Consider the following 18,924-nt stretch of genomic DNA (forward strand, 5'->3'; position numbering starts at 1 on the left):
GAGACAGCGTGCGATTACCGTCCCATGCCGGCCGGGCCCCCGGTGGCCACGCTCCGCCCGGCAGGGCCGCGGCGCTGTTCGGGAAGCTGGGCATCCGCGCCCGGCTGACGCTCACGTACGGATCCATGCTGTTCGTCGGCGGCACGCTCCTGCTCACCGTCGCCTACCTGCTGCTGCGCGCGGTGCTCGACGGCGTCGAGTTCTCCCTGGACGTGCCGCCGGGCACCCCCGACGAGCTGGTGACGGTCTGGCGGCACCAGATCGAGATCCAGGCCGTCAAGCTGGACGAGCAGATCCTCAGTCGCATGGTCCAGCAGTCCGTGCTGATCCTGCTGGGCGTCGGCCTGTTCGCGCTCGTGTTCGGCTACCTGGTCGCCGACCGGGCGTTGCGGCCCGTCGCCAAGATGACCGCGACGGCCCGCAAGCTGTCGGAGAGCACGCTGGCCCACCAGCGCATCGACCTGCAGGGCCCGGACGACGAGCTCAAGGAGCTGGCCGACACGTTCGACTCGATGCTGACCCGGCTCAACAGCGCCTTCAACTCCCAGCGCCGCTTCGTCGCCAACGCCTCCCACCAGCTCCGCACGCCCCTGACCATCAACCGCACGGTCCTGGAGATCGCGCTCTCCGACCCGGCGGCCTCACCCGACCTCAAGGCCCTCGCCCGCACCCTGCTGGAGGTCAACGCGCGCAACGAGAAGCTCATCGAAGGGCTGCTGCTCCTGGCCAGGAGCGAACGGGAGCTGGCGCGCCGCAAGCCGCTGGACATCGACGACGTGGCGCTGACGGCGGTGGAACAGCTGACCTCCGTCGCCGACCAGCGCGGCGTGACCGTCGTCTCCCGCCTCGGCGGCACGACCATGGCGGGCGACCCCGTCCTCCTGGAACACGCCGTGGGGAACCTGGTGGACAACGCCATCAAGTACAACCTCCCGCAGGACGGGCAGGTCTGGATCAGCACGGAGGAGACGCCGGCGGGCGAGGTCGTCGTCAGGGTGGCCAACACCGGGCAACCCGTGCCGGCGTACGAGGTGGGCAGCCTGTTCGAGCCGTTCCGCCGGCTCAACGCCGACCGGGTGGACTCGGCGAACGGCTCGGGGCTCGGACTGTCGATCGTCCGCGCAGTCGTCCAGGCCCACGGCGGTGAGGTGACCGCGCGCCCGCGCGAGGGCGGCGGCCTGTCCGTGACGATCAGCCTTCCCGGCCGCTGAGGCGGCCCGGCCTCCGATCGGGCGCGGGCCGTCCTGCGGGCGGGTCGCTCACATGCCGGGCGGCGGGTACGCCTCCGGGTGCTTCTTCGGGTCGGGCATCTGGTCCCAGGACGGGTCGTCGATCACCTTGCAGGGCTTGGCCGGCCCGTCGACCAGGAAGCCGCTGAACTGCCACAGCGCCCGCGGCTTCTCGGGGCCGGAGGTCTGGTCGGCGTTCTCGGTGAACTCCAGGACGGCGGTCTGCCCCGTCTTGATGAGCTTGGGGTCGATCCGTACCTGGCCGTCGCCCATCCGGAACGTCTTCGCGTTGGGGCTGTTCTCGATCGCCTCCCTGATCCTCTTGCGGACCGCGGGGTCCTTGCTCTGGAGCTCTTCCTTGGTGAAGGACGGGCCGGCGTCGGCGGGGGCGCGGTCGGGGGCGCAGCGGGTGCCGGGCTTGAGGTAGGAGACGTCGGAGGGCACGCCGAGCGCCTTCAGGTCCTTCTCCACCTGGGCGGGGTCGCGGAACTCGTTGATCCGCAGCGTGATCGTGCCGTCGGTGTTCTTGCTGACCGCGTAGGCGGGGGCGTCCGAACCGTTGAGGAACGGCATCACGACCGCCGCGGCGGCAGCGACGGCGGCCACCGCCGCGCCGGTGAGCAGGCGCCGCCTGGTGCGCCGGCGCCGGGCCCCGTTGCGGGCCTCGATCTCGGCCTTCAGTTCCATCAGTACGTGCTCCTTGAAGTTCATCGGATTCCTTCCATGACGAAGGGAGCCATCTCCGGCACGTCCCTGAGCGCGTGGCGGGCGCGGTGCAACCTGGCCCGGGCGGCTCCCTGCCGGATGCCCAGGGCGGTGGCCGCCTCGCTGATGCTGAGCTGGTCGATGACGACCAGTTCGAGCATCGCGCGGTCACCGTCGGGCAGTCCGGCCATGGCCCGGAAGGCCCGTCTGGCCAGGTTCTCGGCGTCTATCCGCGACACCAGCTCGGCCACGTCGTCGGAGTCGAGATGCCGTCGTCCGCCGACGCGATCGGCCAGCCTCGACTCCTTGTACGCCCGCCGCCGCTCGGCCGAGAGCGTGTTGCGGGCGACGCCGTACAGCCAGGCGATCTCGCTGCCGCGTCCCGGCTGGTAGGTGTGGGCGGAGTCGAGCACCGCCATGAACACCTCCGCCACCAGGTCGGCGGCGGTGTGGGGATCATCGACCCGGCGGGCGAGGAACGAGGTGACCGCATCGACGTGGCGCCGGTAGAAGGCTTCGAAAGCGTCCGGATCTGTAGCTATATCCGGCTGTTTGCGACGCACCGGCCGTGCTCCCTTCGTCGATTACACCCCTTCTTGGTCAGTAGCCGAGAAAACGTTATGAGACCCGACAGAACAGACGCCCGGCGCCGTCTCTGACGACGCCGGGCGCGGTCTTGCTACGTTGCGCGGCATGGGCCACGGAAAGAGATCACTGAACCGGGCGGACGTCACCACGGCGCTGGCCATGACCCTCGACGCCGCGGGCGCCGCCGTCCCCTACCGACACCGTCGAGCGGCAGGCCGGTACGGTCCGCTCGTCGGCCACCTGCGCGCCCACGGCTTCGACGCCGGCCTGCTGCGCCGCGCGATGGACGCCGCAGGGGTCCCGGACGCCCGCCGGCGTCCGGTCCTGGAGGCTCTCCGGTGACGGACGCCGGGGGCTCAGGACCGCGAGAACTTCTTGAACAGGAAGAAGTAGAGCTTGATGTACTGCCCGACGAGGATGCCGTTGATGATGGTCCCCTCGCGGATGAACTGCGGGCCGCCCAGGAAGATCAGCCCGATCGCCGCGGAGACCACCAGCAGCGTGCAGTCGAAGCCGGTCTTCAGGTTGCCCCATTTGAAGCCGGTCCGCTTGAAGACCGTGTTGACGAACATGTCGACCGGCATGAGCACCAGGTTGGCCCGGATCATCAGGAACAGGCCGAACGCCAGCGTCGCGTCCGCGACCACCAGGAGGGCGAACTTGGCGGCGTAGGCGTCCAGCGCGATCCAGCTCGTCAGCATCAGGTTCAGATCGAGGAACGTGGCCAGCACCAGGGCCGGGATCAACGCCAGGAAGTTCCTGAGCTTGAAGTCCTTCGGCAGGACGAGATAGGTCAGCAGCAACATCAGCAGCTCGAGGGCGAAGTTGAACGTCCCCTGGCTGATCGAGGGAAAGACCAGGGTCATCGTCCGGGTGAGGCTGCTCTGCGGCGAGATGCCGATCCCCGCCCTGATGGCCAGGCTGACCCCCAGGGTCAGCAGGTAGATGCCGGCGCCGTAGGTGATCCAACGCCGCACCAGACTTCCGGTGTCGACGACTCCGGCCTCTTTTTCATGCTGTAGCACAGTTGCCTCCTTGACTGTTGGCTGTTCCGGCCGGAGCCTGCCGGATGACGGGGTGTCCGCTTCTCAGAGCACGGCTCAGACCATGAACCCGAAGCGGTCGAGTGAGATGAACAGGGTCAGCAGCTTGTTGACGACCGGCTCGCCCTCGTTGTGGTTGCCCAGCTTCTCCAGGGCGGCGTCGATCGACCGGGTCGCGTCCACCAGCTCGGCCAGGCTCATGTCGGCCATCACGCCGTAGATGTCGAGCGGCAGCGCGGCCTGCGCCCGGCCGTCCTCGGTCACGAGGCAGCCGCCGACGAAGGCGTCGAGCTGCCGGAGGTTGTCGCACATCTCGGCGCTGTCGCTGCCGACCACCACGAAGTAGGCGAAGGGCGCGGGCCAGAACGTCGACACGGCGCCCCGGTCGATCGAGACCCCCTTGAACAGCCCGTTGACGACGTGCCGGGCGCCGTCCGCGTAACGCTGGACGACGGAGATGCGGTTCAGCGTGACGCCGTCCACCTCGGGCACGACGGCGCCGTCCGCGAACGGCACCCAGACCTCCTGGGCGAACTTCAGGTGGCCGCGTCCGTAGACGTCGAAGAGCAGGACCTTCGCGCGGGTCCCGTCGTCGGAGATCTCGATCGGCGTGAGGTCGAGCTGTTCGGGAGCCAGGTCGGCGAGGCCGGGCCGGGGCTCCTGCACCATGACCGAATAGTCCAGATCGACGGGCTTGAGGAGCTTACGGTCCTTGGCGACCAGCTCGCCGCCCTTGAACACGTACCGCGGGTTGATCTTCGACAGGCTGTCGGTCAGCACGATGTCGGCGTAGCGCCCCGGGGCGAGGGAGCCGAAGTCGTGGTCCATGCCGAAGGAGCGCGCGGAGTACAGCGTGCCCATCTTGATCGCCTGGATCGGGTTGAGGCCCATCTCGACGGCCAGGGAGATCACCCAGTCGATGTGCCCCTTGGTCAGCACCCGGTCGACCGAGATGTTGTCGGCGCACATCTGGAAGTTCTCGGCCGGCCAGCGGCGCTTGACGATGGCGCGCAGCATCGTCTTGATCACCTCGGGGCTGCCGACGCCGAACTTGATCTGGGTCTGGAAGCCGTACCGGATGCTCTTCTCGATGTCGTCCTCGTTCCAGACATCGTGGTTGTTGTGCGCGCCGATCGCGGGCATGTAGTTCAGCAACATGTCGGGCAGCGCCGTCACACCCCAGTGGCTGTTGACGAAGCCGCCGTTGGCGCGGCCCAGGGCGGACTTGCGGAAGTCGTCCTCGTTGCCGGTCATGTAGGACAGGTGGGCCAGCTCGCCCAGCCCGATCACCGGGTCCATCTTCAGCATGGCGTCGGTGACCTCGACCGACGTCTTCTTGCCCGGCGCGAAGGCGTAGATCCGGTAGGGCAGCTTCTCGTAGTCCTTGAACAACGCCGCGGCGGCCTCGACGGCCTCGTCACCGGCCGCGCTGGCGAAGTCCAGGGTCTCGGCGAAGATGGTGGTCGTGCCGCTCGGCACGATCGCCTCCCCGAACGCCGCCGGGTGGGCCAGCTGGGCGTCGAAGTGCAGGTGCGCGTCGATCAGCCCCGGGATCGCGTAGAGGCCCTGGCCGTCGAACACCTCGCGGACCCGCACGATCGACTCGTCCGGGTTCAGCGCGATGATCCGCCCGTCGTAGACGAGGATCGAGCCCTGGAAGACGCTCTCGCTGTGCACGTCCAGCACGCTGAGGTTGCGCAGCAGCAGGTCCGCCTCCCTCTCCCCGCTCAGGATGTCGAAGACCGCCCGCACGTGGTCGTAGTGGACCGAGACCCGGTCCGTCCCACCGGCCTGGCCCGTCTTCTCCTGTTGGAGCATGATTTCCTCGCTTCATTGCTCGGCTGTTGGATTCCGCTCGCGGAACGAGACCCGAGGACGCGGCTCCGGGATGCCGGCGGCCGGTCGCGGAGTTTCATCAGAGGGCCGCCGTGGCCGTGTCGCTCGTACGCGCTGTGGCTATGAAATGGCACGGCACCGTTGCTGACAAGCAGCCGTTTTCGCACGGACTGTACTCTTTTTGCGCACGGTTCAGCCCAGGGAGGCTCGATGCTCCACTCACGCGTGCTGCACTACATCGACGAGGTGGCCCGGTACGGCTCCATCCGGGCCGCCGGAGCGCGGCTCCACGTCGCCCCGTCGGCCATCAACCGGCAGATCCTGCTCCTTGAGGAAGAGCTCGGCGAGCCCCTGTTCGAACGCCTGCCGCGCGGCATGCGGCCCACCCCGGCGGGCGAGGTCCTCCTCGCCCACGTGCGCCGGACGCTTCAGGAGTACCGCGAGGCCGTGACCGAGATCCGCGACCTGCAGTCACTGCCGAGCGGCGAGGTGGTGATCGCCACGATGACCGGCCTGGCCAGCAGCATCGTCTCCACCGCCACCGTGAACTTCCACGCCCGCCACCCCGAGGTGCGCATCTCCATCCGCGCCCTGTCCACCCACGAGATCCTCCGCGCGGTGGCCGACAGCGAGGCCGACCTGGGCCTCGGGTTCAACGTTCCGTCCTCGTCGCAGCTCGAACTGTGCTGGCAGATGGACACCCGGCTCGGCGCGGTCATCGCCCCGGCCCACCCGCTGGCTCGCCTGGAATCCATCCCCCTGGCCCAGTGCGCGGCCTACCCGCTGATCTTCGCCGACCGCTCGATGGTGATCCACGGCATCATCGCCGACACCTTCGCCGAGGCCGGTCTGAAGGTCGAGCCCGCCTTCCACACCAACTCGATCGAGACGATGAAACGCCTGGCCGCCGCGGGCGAGGCCATCGCCTTTCTCAGCAGGTTCGACATGGCCGAGGACCACCACAACGGAACCCTCGCCTTCCGCCCGGTGCGCGACCGCGCCTTCAGCAACAACATCCTCTCGCTCGTCCGCCGCGAGAAGCACGGCCCCGGCCCCGCCGCCCTGCTGTTCGCCGAAGAAATCATCCAAACCCTGGAATCCGTCGCCCACCCACCCTTCTGACGAACTCGTCAGGGGCATTCGGCGCGCATGATCTCGTCCATGAAGCGGCCGAATTCGAGGTCGTAATACACCCGCGCGATGGGCCAGACCTCCTGGAACTCCTTTATCTTCACGTCCGCCCGCATGATGCGCTGCCAGGTGAGCCATACGTCGTCCGGCATGAGCTCAGGTGGGCGACTTCGTGCCGGGGAAACCTCGCGTGCTGAGCGCCCAGGCCAGCAATTTCGGGTCCTGGCGGAGGTGCACGGTCCTGAATTCGTTCAGCCGGCCCACGAGAGTGCGGTAGTCGCCGTATTGCATCGAGCGCGTGAGAGCCTGTGACTGGCGGGACACCAGTCTTAACTGGAGAGTCGTGAGCACCAGGGCGACCACCACCCCTGAGAAGGACGCTATCTGCAACCAGTCCGACAATCGCATGACTCTCCCCTCGGCCGGTGACCGCCCTTTTCCGGCTATTAGCCGGTCAATTCAACGAATTGCATTCTCCGGCGGTTCCGTGTTCGCCGACGCGCGGAAGAAAGAGGTCAGCGTACGATCACGCCGGGGTGTGCGGCCTCGAAGGCGGCGAGTCCGTCGGCGGTCAGCCGGAGATGCAGGCCGCCCGCGACGTCCACCGTCAGGGGCTTGTCCTTGCCGTAGAACACCAGGGAGACGTCCAGCTCAAGGTAGGTGTTGTCGTGCTGCTCCTCCAGGAAGTTGCGTTCGACGATGTTGGCGTTCCGCGACGCGGCCTCGTCCGCCGTCTTCACGCTGCCGCCGACGCCGCCGAAGCCGAGGCTCCCGTCCTGCGCCCCGGCGGACCCGCCCGCCCGGACCGCCACGCCGCGGCCCTGCTCCTGGCCGTGCCCGACCGTGCTCATGGTCTGGGCGTAGACACGCTGCTTGACCAGCGCGGTGGTGATCTCGCGCGCTCCGGTGACGTCGATGCCCACCCTGCCGATTCCCGGGAGCTCGTACTCGTGCGCGAGCAACTGCTCCAGGTGGGCGCGCATGGTCCGTTCCTTGGTGGCCTCGGCGAGTGACATGCCGGCCGGGCGGGAGAGCTCGAATCCGTCGGGCCGGTCGGCCAGGGACGGCACCTCGCCCCGCAGCCTCGGCGGCACCGCGCTCAGCGGCGCCCATTCCTCGACCAGCGAGGCGGCCGAGAACGCGACCTGGCTGACGTCCCCCCTCGGCACGCCGCCGCCCAGGGTGGCGGACATGGGGTTCGGCCCGCTCGCGTCCGCCCAGCGCGGATCCGCGGCGACGACCGGCGTACGCCCCGCGACCGGCGTGCCCTGCGGCACCTCCGTGGTGAGGTGGCCCGGCACCAGGACGCCGACCTCGCCGTCCACGACCGCCCGGGACGTCTCGGTGACCCCGGCGTGCCGGTCGAACAGCCTTCCGGCGCCGTCGTGGCCGGTCATCTCGCCCACCTTGAGCAGCACGTTGCGGGCCACGTTCTGCACCGGCTCCAGAAGCGGGCGGACCGGGACGCGTTCGAGCGTGATCTCGTACCGGACCGGATGCCTGAACTCCTGCGGGGCCTCGCGCGTCTGGTAGCGGTTGATCTCCTTGGCGATCGTCCCCTGCCCGTCCACGGTGTGGGAGTCGCGGGAGTTCGCGAACCCCGCCTCGCCTCCCCTGAGCTCGCCGCCCGAGGACTCCATGTAACGCGCGATCGCCTCCGAGCCACGGTCCGTGCCCGCCTCGCGCACGCTCAGGTCGCCGCTCAGGCGCTCGTTGCGCAGCATGAGGCCGGTGTCAGGACGCTCACCGACGTGTACGCCGTCGCCGACCTCGGCCGTGACCCGGATGCCGACGCGTTCGGTGACCCGGCCGTTCTCGTCCGTGACGAACAGCCAGGAGGACACGCCGTTCCCGCGCAGCTCGCCCAGTTTGGTGCCGAGCGCGCCCTGGCCGTAGTTGCCGCGCAGGTGTTCGGCCACCGGGTGGTTGGTGAGCTCCTGGCCGGGGAGGAGGAGGCCGTCGCGGCGCAGCAGCTCCACGATCTGCGGCAGCACGCCCTCCGCGTCGAGGTGCTGGACGTAGGCGGTGTTCAGCGCCGCCTCGGGCGCCGCGTAGGCCCGCGTCGTGTCCCCGGCCGGCCTGACGGGCTCCGCGGCCTGCGGGCCGTCGAGCCCGTGCCGGCGGGCCACCTCGTCGGGCAGCACGAGGTCCACGATGTCCGCCACCCGGACGTACGTGGTCGGGCCCTGCTCGACCGTGCCTGCGCTGGTCCTGCTGGGGGTGACCTCCAGGACCAGGTCCGCGCGGTACCAGTGGGAGGTGCTGCCGTCGGAGTAGGTGACCCGGGACACGTCGCTGCTGCCCAGGTAGGAGCTCTCCACGGCACTGCGCTTGGCGGCGCCGTGCACGCCCGCCCGTGCCACGACCTTGCGCTCGGTCCCGCCGGCTTCCCCGGCTCCGTGCGCGGCCTCGCCGTCGCTCAGGGTGACGCGCAGGCCGGTCCTGGCGTGGCCGCCGACCGCGCGCCTGCCGCGTTCGCCGTCCAGCGCCCTGGAGTTGCTGCTGGAGTAGCTCTCGTGCTCCACCCCGGTCTCCGACTTGACGTGCCGCATCTCGGCCACGTGCGCCTTGACGTGCAGGTCGTGCCGCGTGCCCGCCCGGTCCGACACGGTGTAGTGCAGGCCGTCGGGATGAGACGTGATCATGGTCTCCAGGTTGATCACGTCGGTGGCGGTCTCGAACACCGGCGGCACGTCCAGCCGCTCCGCGGCCGCCGGCAACCCCGCCCACCGGTTGTAGGCCCCGGCCAGCGTGCCCGGAAGGTCGGGCATGGCCCCCATCCGGACGATGGCCGACAACTCGTCGGCGCCGGGCCGCCACAGGTCGGCGGGCCGCTCGGCGGACGACTCGACCCGTCCCAGACGCGCGACGTCCTGCGCGAGCACCGGCCGCTGCGGCAGGTGCACGTCCGGCACCAGGATCTCCGCCCTGCTGCCGTGCACCTCCCACGAGGTGTTCAGCGTCTCCGTGCCGTCCCGCGAGATCCGCATCCTGACATCGAAGGACAGATCCCGCGTGATCGTGAAGCCGCCGCTGGTCTCCGTGCGGTCGTACCTCGTGTGACCCGAGGAGAAGCCGGTGCTCTCCGACTTCGTGCCGCTGCCGGAGAGTGACAGGTTCACCGGGTCGATCTTGAGCCGTTCCCCCACGTCGGCGCGTGCGACCCCGCGCACCTCCGCGCGGCCCGTGCGGGAGGTCTCCCGCTGGCTGGTGTCGGTGCGCGAGGTGATCCGGCGTTCGTTGACCGTCAGGTCGGACGCGCCGACCTCGTGTCGGCGGCCCAGCGTGCCCTCGGCCAGGATCTCGACGGTGTAGCCGCCGATCGTCCTGTCGTACCTGATGCCGTGGAGGGCGTGCGTCAGGTCGGCTTCCAGCGCCACGACGCCGAAGCGGCTCTCGACGTCCCGCATGATCTGCCGCCTGATCGCCGGCGGGAGGTCGGGCAGCGCCCGGTCGACGGCCTGGTGGAGCTCCGCGCTGAGCAGCGTCTCCCCATGGACCCGGACGCCGCTGCCGAGCCCCGTGCCGCGACCGGCCGCCAGCGTCTCCGGCTCCAGGACGTGCGGGTCGTAGCCGCGGTTGGGGTGCTCGCCCCTGGCCGGGTACTCGCCGACCGGTTCGTTCAGCGTGAACTCCGCCCGCACGTCGTCGATCTCCCGGTGGAGGTCGGCGAGCTTGCGCTGGATGTCGTTGAACTCGCCCGGCGGCCGCAGATCGTGCCCGAAGACGTCCTGCTCCATCCGGGACGCGTCCCGCGCCGGGACGATCAGCTCGGCGTTCACCTCCACCTCGAAGGCGCCGAGCGTCTCGGTCTCGACCTGCAGCCGCATCCGGGCGTCGTACATGGTGACGTCACCGAGCCTGGTCAGGACGGTGTGGTTGCCGTGCGCCCGGTTGGCGGAGGTGACGTGGTCCGTCCCGTAGCCGACCCCGCCGACGGCCCGCGCGACGACCTCCCCGTGCTCGCCCAGCGGCAACCCGATCTTGCCGCCCGCGTGCACGCCGACGCTCGCGCCCTGCCGGTGCGACGTGCCCTCGCTCTCGCGCCGCCCCAGGTCGTCCCGGAACATCGTCTCGACCGGCGCGCGCCCGCCTCCGTCGATCGGCTCGACCCGCGTGATCTCGCCGGTGATCCGGACGGCGTCCTCCTCCGACCCCAGCAGGGACGTCTTGTACCGGATCGCCTCGGAGGAGACCCCGCTCGACAACATCGACTGGCTGCGGTTCTTCATCCCCTGCTCGCTGAGCAGGCTGGAGGTGAGATGGTCGGTGATCTTGACCACCTCGCCCGCGGGCAGCCCCGCCGCCAGCCCCCGGCGCTGCACCTCCAGCACGAGAGGCGTGACGTCCAGCCCGGTGATCGCGATCCCGTGGTCGCGGAACTTGTGCCCCGCTCCCTCCGGCACCTCGTGGCGGGGGAGCGGCGACGGGTGGTCGGTGCTCAGCAGCGGCCCTTCCCGGGTGAACTGCTTGGGGAAGGGGATGGTCAGCGAGAGGTCCGGCACCGCCGCGGTCTGCGTGACCCGCTCGCCGTCGCGGTAGACGTCGAGGACGACGTCCGCGGCGAAGTAGTCATGGGCGGGGGAGATGGCCTTGTGCCCGCTGATGACCTCGACGCCGTTCGTGTGGGTCGTCCGGGCCGTGCTGGTGACGCCCGATCGGGGCAGGGCGTTCGCCTCGGCCTCGTCCGGCGAGTGGTAGAGCCCCTTCATCAGCCCCGCGGTCCGGTCCAGCGAGGAGCCCCGCGAGGACTTGCCGTCCACGCCGTCCCCGCCGAAGGCGACCGGCTTCTCCGGGGGCAGACTCGGCTGCTCCACGTGCGTGAACTCGTTCGGCCGGAGCTTGAGGTAGATCACCTTGTCGCCGACGCCGAGCGCCACCCCCCTTTGGAGGTGGTTGGTCCAGACCTCGCGGTCGCTGCTGGCGAGCGCCTCGGCCAGCCAAAGGCGGATCACGGCCCGTTCCCGCGGGACGATCCCCGTGATCCCGGCGGTCATGGCGTGCGCCGCCGCCCGCGGGTCCACCGGCACCCTGACGTCGTGCACGGCCGTCTCGCCCAGGGCCCCCATCTCGACGACGCGAGGCGGATGGATCTCCGGCTTCGGCAGCCCCGGGTCGGCGGACGCCAGCTGGGACGTCAGACCTTGCAGCACCTCGGACGGCAGGTCGGGGCTGTGCCAGGCGGGCGACTCGACGGTCCGCTGGTTGTGGTTCACCGCCGCCAGGAGCGTGTCGGCGCCGGTCTTGGGCCCGCCGTCCGGGCCCGACAGCGGATGTCCGGACGGGGAGGACGAGTGGGGCGCGGCCGGGCCGTCGGCGCCGTGCGGCAGGGGCGAGGTCAGGTGTTGCCCGTCCGCGCCGAGCGCGCTGGACGTGATGCCCTTGGCCAGCAGGTCCCAGCTGAAGTTGCCCTGGACCAGCATGGAGCCGGCCGTCGTGATCCCGCCGGTCACGGCGAACTGCGCGGCCTGCCCGTACAACGACGAGTGCGCCGCCGCCAGCAGCTTCTCGGCCGTGGACATCTCGGCCCTGGTCAGCCCGGCCCGCAGCGTGGGCGTGGCCAGGCGGCTCAGCCCGCCCGAGACCGCCCCCATGAGCCCGCCCATGGCGGCGCCGCTCGCCGCCGAGATGACGAGCTGCCGGACGTCGATGTCGTCCCTGCGGCCCTGCACCATCTGGACGCCCTGGATGCCCAGGTCCATGCCGGCCACGATCCCGGCGAACAGCAGGATGTTGCGCCGGCACTGCCGGGCGATCTGCGCGACCGTCAGCCGGGCGAGCTGCAGCCGCGGTGGGACGAGCGCCAGACTCGCCCCGCCGGTGGCCAGGGCCGCGGCCAGCAGATACCCCAGTTGCATGATCAGCAGCCAGACGGTGACCTCGATCATGTACTTGGCGTACTGGATCTGCACGCCCACGCCGTTGAGCGCCACCGCGGCGTCCACGAGCCGCTTGACCGCGAGGGCGACCTGACCGCCCGCCACCTTGTCGACGTGGGCGGCGAAGGCGAGATGGGCCTCGCCGTCCCAGTCCTTGCCGATCCTGCGCGCGCTGCCCGGCAGGTCCGCGCCCGTGCCCTCGACGAGCCGGTGCGCGGCGATCACGCACGCGTCGGCCAGCCGGAAACAGCCGGTCTCGTCCCCTTCCGGCCAGTCCATGCCGACCACCCAGCCGACGTACGGCTTGGCGAAGTCGGGCACCAGGAACCCGTCGAACCCCATGGACGATCAGTTCCGCGTGACGGGGGGAGTGGGCTCGGCCGCCTTGTAGTTGCGGGCGCTCGCGTTCAGCCCCGAGGCGACGTTCTCCAGCTGGTCGATGTACGTCGTCAGGGCATCGAAGATGCCGCGTTCCATCTCGGGCAGCTTCTTGGCCAGCTCCGCGCCGTACTCGTCGTCGCCCAGCGTGTTCCGGTCCCGGTTGAAGGCCGCGCGGAGGTCGGCGCGCACCTGCTCCACGTTCCCCGCGACCAGCTCGTACGTCCTGGCCTCCCGGTACAGCGCCTCCCCCTGCACGTGGTAGCCGCTCACGGGGCCGGCTCCACGGGGCCGGGGAAGAACGCGTCGAGCGTGGCCCGTTCGCCGAAGACGTCCTCGTACGGCAGGCCGTCCGGCATGAGGGGGTCCAGCAGCTGCCTGCTCTGCTCGGAGACCGCGGCGGTGGCCGCATTGGCCTGCTGCATGATCGCGTCGGCCAGTTGGCTGGGGGACAGGTTGCGATAGGCCCGGGGGTTCAGCTCGACGCCGCGCAACTGACCGTGGCGGCCGACGGTCACGGTCACCATCCCGTCCGCCGACCGTGCCGTGTGCTCCAGGGCGGAGAGCTCTCCGAACGCCTCGCGTACGCGGGCCACCTGCTGGTTGATCTCGCCCGCGAGCGCGCTGACCTCCGCCTCGAACGCGTCCGCCACCTAAGCACCTTTCGCCCGCCTAATACCGCAAGGCATCATACGTCACCCTTTTTTACAGGATTCAGGGTGTCCGTATCGTTTACCTTCTGTTAACAAAGGTGTCACGAGGTGTCTGAGTTACGTCCGCCGCGTCGTACAGAGGCGAGCACAAATCCCCGGAGCTCGCCTCCTTTGCCTGCGTCCGGACAATGGCCCGATGCCGGACCCGGGCCTGGGCCCGGGGCGCGGGTCAGCCGCGCCGGCGGAGTTCTTCGTTGATCCGCAGGGCCTCGGCGAGCTGGTCTTCCAGGATGATGATGCGACACGCCGCCTCCAGCTGGGTGCCCGCGTCGACGAGTTCGCGGGCGCGGGCGGCCAGACGCAGCTGGTAGCGGGAGAAGCGGCGGTGGCCGCCTTCCGAACGCAGCGGCTCGATCAGTTTGGCCGTGCCGAGGCTGCGCAGGAACGCCGGGGTGACTCCGAGGATCTCCGCGGCCCGTCCCATGCTGTAGGCCGAGTAGTCGTCGTCGTCGAGCCGTTGCTCAGGGCTCTGGCCGGCTGCGGCCGATACGACGGACGCGGTGGACGCGGTGGCGGGGGGCGTCGGCAGGTGATGCGGCTGGTGCCGGCTGACGGTGGCGGCGGCCTGAGCCTGGTCTGTTTGATCCATGCAACCTTCCTGAATGCGAACAGGGGCCCCGGCGCCATGATGCGCCGGGGCCCGAATGAGGTTTAACACCATCGATCGGCCTGCTGGCCGATTCTCTTGTTCCGCAATTGTCAGCCCGTTGGGGCGAAATGCGGGGATCGCGTAAGCGTGACCGTAGACCACCGTCCTGTTCGTGGAACTGCGGTACCCGTGCGGCGATACGCCGGCGACGGGCGATCCTGATGGCGTCCAACACTCCTTTCCGGTTATCTCCACATCGGCACGTCGATCTCTGTGCCGACTTCGTGCAATGGCAGCGCGTCCACCGTCACGGCCCCATGTTCGATCAGCCTGGCCGCGGCAGTCCGACCTTCTGCCTCTTCCTTCTTCTGTACTGCTCTCCACGTCGTCCGGGCGGCCCCGTCGTGCTGCTCGTCCTGCGCCGCCCTCGTGGATCCGTTCCTTGCGATGTCAGAAACTCTAGCTCGCCTCAACCGGAATGTCTACAGTGACGACTGCAGATTTTCTCCTGTGGCACGTCGAACCGTCACCGGATGGCGAGACCCTCGACGGGTTCGAAGCCGGGGATCTGGACGGTGACGGTGGACACGTCCGCAGGAGGCTTGAACATCGCCCACAGCGTGTACTCCTCACCCTTGGTCACCAGGTACTCCGGGCGCGTCACGGACAGCAGGTACGGGCCCACGGTGATGTGGTGCCGGGCGTCACGCAGCGGACGGTACCGGCGGGGGCCGTCCACGAGTGCGGCGGCGCTGGTGCTGGCCTCCGCGTACACACCGCCCGAGTCGTGGGAGGAGGTCCAGGCGTTGAGCGGTGTGTCACCGTCGTTGCGCAGGGTCCACACCAGATTCACGTAACCGCCTGCGTCCCTGGTCAGCTCGTTGACGCGTACCTCGGCCTCCTCCGGCCAGGCGCCCTCGACGCCGGGCGCCTTCCCGGCCCGGGCGCGGCCGAGCACGGGCAGCGTCGTGCCCGTCGCCGCCGCGGACGGCACGGCGGCCGGTGAGCGCCTGACGGTCGCCCGTGCCTGGCCGGCGGGCGCCGCGGGTGGGCGGTCGAAGGTGATGCCGACCCGCCGGTTGGTCCTGCGGCCCTCGGCGCGATCGTTGTCGGCGATCGGATCACGAGAGCCATGGCCGTACGCGCGGAAACGCACGCCCGAGCGGGTGACCAGCTTCTTCAGGGCTGCCTGCACGCTGTCGGCGCGTCGTCGCGACAGCGGGTCGTTGACGGCGTCGGTGCCGGTGTCGTCGGTGTGGCCGTCGATGCGGACCTCGTCACCGGGGGACCGGTCGATCTGCGTGGCCACCTCCCGCAGAGCGGCGTGGGCCGCGCGCGAGAGATCGGCCCTGTTCACCGCGAACAGCACGTCGGTCGACAGCCTGACCGACACCACCCGGCCATCGTCGTCCTGGGCCGCGCCCGCCTGCTCGACCTGGTTCACGATCGACAGCGTCACCGGGTCGCCGACGCGGGCGGAGTCGGGATCCACCGGGTCCTCGCCGTCCTGCACGCGTAAGGGCGTCGGCGGCGCCTGCCCCAGAGGAACGTCCAGAAACGGCGGCGCCTGCGGGAACAGGACGTCGAGACGGGTGACGCCGGGCGGCGGCGCGGGGAAGACGGCGACCATCTCCTGCTCCTGGCCCGCCTTGACGGTCGGCCAGCCCCGGGTGCACTGGCAGTCGCCGTTGCGGTAGCCGCGCGGGAAATACCAGCGGTCGTTGCCGCTGTCGAGCAAGGAAACTCCGCCGATGGCGTTCTGGCCGAGGTTCGCGCTGTTCCACGGCACGGCCAGACTGGCGCTGAAGTAGTAGTCCTCCTTCAGGTCGTTGCGGACCCGCCAGCGGGCCACCACGGCCTGGGCCGAGACCCGGTCCAGGGCCAGCAGCCGAACGGTGATCTTGTTGCTCACCCCCAGGGTCCGGCTGCCCAACGGCCGGCCCTCGCCCCTCGGCGAGGGCTGCGACGACGCCGCGACCACGCCGGGGACGGAGGTGCGACCGGCCTGCTCGGGAGAGCGCTGGGAGGACGGGATCCCGGTGCCGCACGCACTCGCCGACACGATCGCCATCGCCAGCCCGGCCGCCGGCATCGCGCGCCTCATCCTGCATCGCCCCCGTCGCAGAAACCACTCAACCGCCCACAAGGGCAGCAACGAGACGCGACCATATCTGCCGGTTCACCGGGGGAACATCCAACCACCGGTGTAAACCTGAGGTGTAGCAGTCGAGCCGGCCAAGCCGGCCAAGCCGGCTTCCCCGGCGGCTCGGCGGGGTGCTTCAGACCAGCATGGCCACGGCCTTGACGGCCTGGTCCACCTGCTCGGGGGTGTTGACGATGGTGGTGCCGAAGCGCAGCAACGTCCCGTTGTAGGGGGTGGTGCCGGCCACCACCTTGCTCCGGCGGAGTGCGTCGACCGCCTGCAGGGGTTCCATGCCGGTGATCGAGCAGCACACCAGCCCGGCCGACAGCGCCGGGTCCATCGGGGTGGCCAGCGTGACGTGCTTGATCCCGGCGAGCCCCGCCTTCAGCCTGCCGGCCAGCTCCTGGACGCGCTGCTGCACCCGGTCGGGCCCGATCGCCTCCTGGAACGCGAACGCCGAAGGCATCGCCCACCGGTGCTCGAAGGCCTTGAACCCGCCGGGCGTGGCGAGCTCGGCCGTGGTGGGGCCGGGCGGCGTGCCGAGCTGCCAGATCTCGAACGACTTCTGCCCGAAGCCGGCGATGACCGGGGACAGGGCGTCCCAGGCGCGGCCCCACAACACGCCGGTGCCGCGTGGGCCGAACAACCACTTGTGCGTCCCGCTGGCCAGGAAGTCGCAGCCCAGGTCGGTCACCTTGTCGGCCACGGCGGCGAAGCCGTGCACGCCGTCGACGCACAGCAGGACGCGGTCGTGCTCGTCGCGCCGGGCGTTGACGTCGGCCAGCATGGCGGCGATCTGCCTGACCGGCAGGCGCACACCGGTGCCGGAGTGCACCCAGGTGATCGCCACCACCCGGGTGCGCGGGCCGAGCGCCGCCTTGATCGCGCTGACCATGCGATCGGCGGTGGCCTTGGCGGGGTCGTCGTAGAGGCGGACTTTGCGCACCCGCGCGCCGGTGCGGGCGGCGAGCAGGCGCAGGCCCTCGTGGGTGGCCAGGAAGTCGTGCTCGGTGGTCAGGACGTCCTGGCCGTCGCGGTGCTTGGCGATCTCGGCGCGTACCGGGGCGGGCGCTGGGGCCAGGGTGAAGGCGGCGAAGTGCGCGACGTCCCGGCGGAGGGCGAACTGGGCCCGGACGGAGGCCCAGTCGCGCGGGTCGAAGGAGGGCGCGGGATGCGGCGGCGACGGGGGTGTGGAGGAGGAGCAGGCTGCCGCCGCTCCGGCCAGGACGCCCACACCGAACAGGGCCCGTCTGTTCAGTTGCTGACTCACGTCTTCCGTCCTATCCCGCGCGAGGTGGCGTTGCACAGAGGAACGCCGATCCGCGAGGACCGCGCCCGTCGTCACCGAGTTCGGTTCGAACGGTCGCCCAGCAGGGCGGGGGCGTTGAGCGCACAGGCCAGCGCCGCGATCACCAGGGCGTGCACCACCTGCTCGGCGCGGAACCAGAGGGGAAAGGAGCCGGCGATCACCGCGGTGACCATCATCGTCACGCCGGCCACGGCGGTGATCCACCGCACCCGGGTGTAGGCGCCGCGCTTGCCGGCCCGCGCCTTCCTGACCATGACCAGACAGATCAGGGAGCCGGCGAGCACGCCGCCGGCCCGGTTCCAGACGGTGGAGCCGGGGTCGGCGCCGAGCGCGGCGACGGTCATGGTCAGGACGAACAGGGCGACGCCGAGACAGGCCGCGGCGTTGGCCAGCCGGACGGCCAGCGGGGAAACGGCGACGGAGACGGGGTTGGCGCGCTGGGAGGAGATCTGCATCGCGTTCATGTCTTCGACGCTAACATTACTTGCGTGCAGCAAGCAAGTATACTGACCGCATGAGACCGAGCGAGAACGACGTTCAACGGATGCTGGACTCCTTGTTGCAGCTCAGCGACGGCATCGAGCGGGCGCGCCGGCAACGTCCCGGCGCGGGCCTGCTGCGCACGCTGCAACTCCTGGCCGCCAAGGAGCCGGCGCGAACCTCCGACCTGGCCCAGGAGCTCGGCGTGCACCAGTCGTCGGTGACCCGGCAGATCCAGACGCTGATCGGGCAGGGGCTGGTGCGGGCGACCACCGACCAGAACGACCGCCGGGCCAGCCCGATCACCCTCACCGACGACGGCCGGCGGGAGCTGGCCCGGCTGGAGGCCGTCGGCCGGGAACGGTGGATGCAGTTCACCGCGGACTGGGACGCCGAGGAGGTGCGCACCCTGGAGCGGCTGGTGACCAAGCTTCGCGCCTCGATCGCCGATGTCAACGCCAGGCCCCCGCGGACCGGGCCGCAGGCGTGAGTGACTGCCGGACGTGCCCGCCGGGGGTCACCGGTGGTGGATCGACTCCACGGTGTGCAGGTGGGGGTCGAAGTGGTCGGCGAGGGCGGCGGCCTGCCGCATGTGCACCTGTGCCTGCGGGAGGTCGAGCATGGCGTGGAAGTCGTCCGCCGATCGCCACTGGGCGTAGTTGACCACCCGGACCCCGTCGGTGCTGGCGTGGATGTTGGCGGAGACGAACCCGGGCAGGTGCCGCATGACGTCTTCGGTGGCCCGCGTGAGCAGGTCGACGAGTTCGCGCTGACGGTCCGCCTGAACGGTGAAGACGTTGATCAGGGTGGCGACGGGAGCGTCGGTGGTGATCGTGGTGGACGGCATGGCCCCTCCTGGTGTCAGGTTCCTTACATGCAGCAGTATGTGTAAGGTTCCTGT

Annotated in this window: 18 protein-coding genes; 4 read left to right on the plus strand and 14 right to left on the minus strand. The window is 70.2% G+C overall.

All coding sequences use genetic code 11. The annotated features are described in order from the left end of the window. Window positions 1-8 precede the first annotated feature (8 nt). Window positions 9-1,211 carry a HAMP domain-containing sensor histidine kinase gene (locus AB0J71_RS34445; protein WP_364418075.1) on the plus strand — a complete coding sequence of 401 codons (1,203 nt, stop codon included), beginning with the start codon at window positions 9-11 and terminating at the stop codon, window positions 1,209-1,211. Window positions 1,212-1,259: 48 nt separating this feature from the next. Here the strand turns inward: AB0J71_RS34445 and AB0J71_RS34450 are convergent, their stop codons facing one another. Both AB0J71_RS34450 and AB0J71_RS34455 read right to left on the minus strand, forming a co-directional pair. Continuing rightward, entirely contained in the window at window positions 1,260-1,940 is a 681-nt protein-coding gene (locus AB0J71_RS34450) for a hypothetical protein (RefSeq protein ID WP_364418077.1), read from the minus strand. Then, on the minus strand, window positions 1,937-2,497 hold the full coding sequence (locus tag AB0J71_RS34455) for a sigma-70 family RNA polymerase sigma factor (protein WP_364418079.1): 561 nt from the start codon (window positions 2,495-2,497) through the stop codon (window positions 1,937-1,939). The genes AB0J71_RS34450 and AB0J71_RS34455 overlap by 4 nt, the downstream gene beginning before the upstream one ends. Window positions 2,498-2,627: 130 nt before the next feature. Between AB0J71_RS34455 and AB0J71_RS34460 the strand changes: the two genes are divergently transcribed. Beyond that, window positions 2,628-2,864, plus strand: coding sequence for a hypothetical protein (locus AB0J71_RS34460; protein ID WP_364418081.1), 237 nt, complete (start codon window positions 2,628-2,630; stop codon window positions 2,862-2,864). 14 nt (window positions 2,865-2,878) lie between these two features. Here AB0J71_RS34460 and AB0J71_RS34465 read toward each other — a convergent pair whose 3' ends face one another. Together AB0J71_RS34465 and AB0J71_RS34470 are read right to left on the minus strand one after the other, a co-directional pair. Beyond that, window positions 2,879-3,547 carry a DUF6198 family protein gene (locus tag AB0J71_RS34465; protein ID WP_352321758.1) on the minus strand — a complete coding sequence of 223 codons (669 nt, stop codon included), beginning with the start codon at window positions 3,545-3,547 and terminating at the stop codon, window positions 2,879-2,881. A 75-nt stretch (window positions 3,548-3,622) separates the two neighbouring features. Continuing rightward, on the minus strand, window positions 3,623-5,383 hold the full coding sequence (locus tag AB0J71_RS34470) for an amidohydrolase family protein (protein ID WP_364418083.1): 1,761 nt from the start codon (window positions 5,381-5,383) through the stop codon (window positions 3,623-3,625). Window positions 5,384-5,611: 228 nt separating this feature from the next. Here AB0J71_RS34470 and AB0J71_RS34475 point away from each other — a divergent pair, with 228 nt between their 5' ends. Next, a complete protein-coding gene (locus tag AB0J71_RS34475; protein ID WP_364418085.1) occupies window positions 5,612-6,523 on the plus strand; it encodes a LysR substrate-binding domain-containing protein in 912 nt (303 codons plus the stop codon). A gap of 8 nt (window positions 6,524-6,531) precedes the next feature. On the opposite strand, the gene AB0J71_RS34480 is transcribed toward AB0J71_RS34475, so the two are convergent. From AB0J71_RS34480 to AB0J71_RS34520, 9 genes are all read right to left on the minus strand, one after another. Beyond that, window positions 6,532-6,684 carry a hypothetical protein gene (locus tag AB0J71_RS34480; RefSeq protein ID WP_352321762.1) on the minus strand — a complete coding sequence of 51 codons (153 nt, stop codon included), beginning with the start codon at window positions 6,682-6,684 and terminating at the stop codon, window positions 6,532-6,534. A gap of 4 nt (window positions 6,685-6,688) precedes the next feature. Then, entirely contained in the window at window positions 6,689-6,940 is a 252-nt protein-coding gene (locus AB0J71_RS34485) for a hypothetical protein (protein ID WP_352321764.1), read from the minus strand. 107 nt (window positions 6,941-7,047) lie between these two features. After that, entirely contained in the window at window positions 7,048-12,753 is a 5,706-nt protein-coding gene (locus AB0J71_RS34490; protein WP_364418087.1) for a hypothetical protein, read from the minus strand. Window positions 12,754-12,759: 6 nt separating this feature from the next. Further along, a complete protein-coding gene (locus tag AB0J71_RS34495; RefSeq protein WP_352321768.1) occupies window positions 12,760-13,062 on the minus strand; it encodes a hypothetical protein in 303 nt (100 codons plus the stop codon). Further along, entirely contained in the window at window positions 13,059-13,442 is a 384-nt protein-coding gene (locus AB0J71_RS34500; protein ID WP_352321770.1) for a YbaB/EbfC family nucleoid-associated protein, read from the minus strand. The genes AB0J71_RS34495 and AB0J71_RS34500 overlap by 4 nt, the downstream gene beginning before the upstream one ends. Before the next feature lie 229 nt (window positions 13,443-13,671). Next, window positions 13,672-13,926, minus strand: a complete 255-nt coding sequence (locus tag AB0J71_RS34505; RefSeq protein WP_352321845.1) for a MerR family transcriptional regulator — start codon at window positions 13,924-13,926, stop codon at window positions 13,672-13,674. Between the two features lie 691 nt (window positions 13,927-14,617). Further along, entirely contained in the window at window positions 14,618-16,195 is a 1,578-nt protein-coding gene (locus AB0J71_RS34510; protein ID WP_364418089.1) for an OmpA family protein, read from the minus strand. 175 nt (window positions 16,196-16,370) lie between these two features. Next, on the minus strand, window positions 16,371-17,504 hold the full coding sequence (locus tag AB0J71_RS34515; RefSeq protein WP_364418091.1) for an aminotransferase class V-fold PLP-dependent enzyme: 1,134 nt from the start codon (window positions 17,502-17,504) through the stop codon (window positions 16,371-16,373). Between the two features lie 71 nt (window positions 17,505-17,575). Continuing rightward, entirely contained in the window at window positions 17,576-18,007 is a 432-nt protein-coding gene (locus AB0J71_RS34520) for a hypothetical protein (RefSeq protein WP_364418093.1), read from the minus strand. Between the two features lie 50 nt (window positions 18,008-18,057). On the opposite strand from AB0J71_RS34520, the gene AB0J71_RS34525 reads away from it, so the two are divergent. Beyond that, window positions 18,058-18,513, plus strand: coding sequence for a MarR family transcriptional regulator (locus tag AB0J71_RS34525; RefSeq protein WP_352321778.1), 456 nt, complete (start codon window positions 18,058-18,060; stop codon window positions 18,511-18,513). A gap of 27 nt (window positions 18,514-18,540) precedes the next feature. Here the strand turns inward: AB0J71_RS34525 and AB0J71_RS34530 are convergent, their stop codons facing one another. Further along, complete coding sequence (locus tag AB0J71_RS34530; RefSeq protein ID WP_364418095.1) at window positions 18,541-18,870, minus strand: antibiotic biosynthesis monooxygenase; 330 nt, start codon at window positions 18,868-18,870, stop codon at window positions 18,541-18,543. Window positions 18,871-18,924: the final 54 nt, after the last annotated feature.

Origin of the sequence: Nonomuraea sp. NPDC049637, assembly GCF_040675235.1 — a bacterium.
GTDB lineage: Bacteria > Actinomycetota > Actinomycetes > Streptosporangiales > Streptosporangiaceae > Nonomuraea.

What these genes read in the sequence shown, in the direction of transcription:
- AB0J71_RS34505 (WP_352321845.1), bottom strand. Translation starts at nt 13,926, where the DNA reads ATGGGACGGGCCGCGGAGATCCTCGGAGTCACCCCGGCGTTCCTGCGC.
- AB0J71_RS34450 (WP_364418077.1), bottom strand. Translation starts at nt 1,940, where the DNA reads ATGAACTTCAAGGAGCACGTACTGATGGAACTGAAGGCCGAGATCGAG.
- AB0J71_RS34480 (WP_352321762.1), bottom strand. Translation starts at nt 6,684, where the DNA reads ATGCCGGACGACGTATGGCTCACCTGGCAGCGCATCATGCGGGCGGAC.
- AB0J71_RS34470 (WP_364418083.1), bottom strand. Translation starts at nt 5,383, where the DNA reads ATGCTCCAACAGGAGAAGACGGGCCAGGCCGGTGGGACGGACCGGGTC.
- AB0J71_RS34520 (WP_364418093.1), bottom strand. Translation starts at nt 18,007, where the DNA reads ATGAACGCGATGCAGATCTCCTCCCAGCGCGCCAACCCCGTCTCCGTC.
- AB0J71_RS34460 (WP_364418081.1), top strand. Translation starts at nt 2,628, where the DNA reads ATGGGCCACGGAAAGAGATCACTGAACCGGGCGGACGTCACCACGGCG.
- AB0J71_RS34525 (WP_352321778.1), top strand. Translation starts at nt 18,058, where the DNA reads ATGAGACCGAGCGAGAACGACGTTCAACGGATGCTGGACTCCTTGTTG.
- AB0J71_RS34490 (WP_364418087.1), bottom strand. Translation starts at nt 12,753, where the DNA reads ATGGGGTTCGACGGGTTCCTGGTGCCCGACTTCGCCAAGCCGTACGTC.
- AB0J71_RS34475 (WP_364418085.1), top strand. Translation starts at nt 5,612, where the DNA reads ATGCTCCACTCACGCGTGCTGCACTACATCGACGAGGTGGCCCGGTAC.
- AB0J71_RS34510 (WP_364418089.1), bottom strand. Translation starts at nt 16,195, where the DNA reads ATGAGGCGCGCGATGCCGGCGGCCGGGCTGGCGATGGCGATCGTGTCG.
- AB0J71_RS34530 (WP_364418095.1), bottom strand. Translation starts at nt 18,870, where the DNA reads ATGCCGTCCACCACGATCACCACCGACGCTCCCGTCGCCACCCTGATC.
- AB0J71_RS34485 (WP_352321764.1), bottom strand. Translation starts at nt 6,940, where the DNA reads ATGCGATTGTCGGACTGGTTGCAGATAGCGTCCTTCTCAGGGGTGGTG.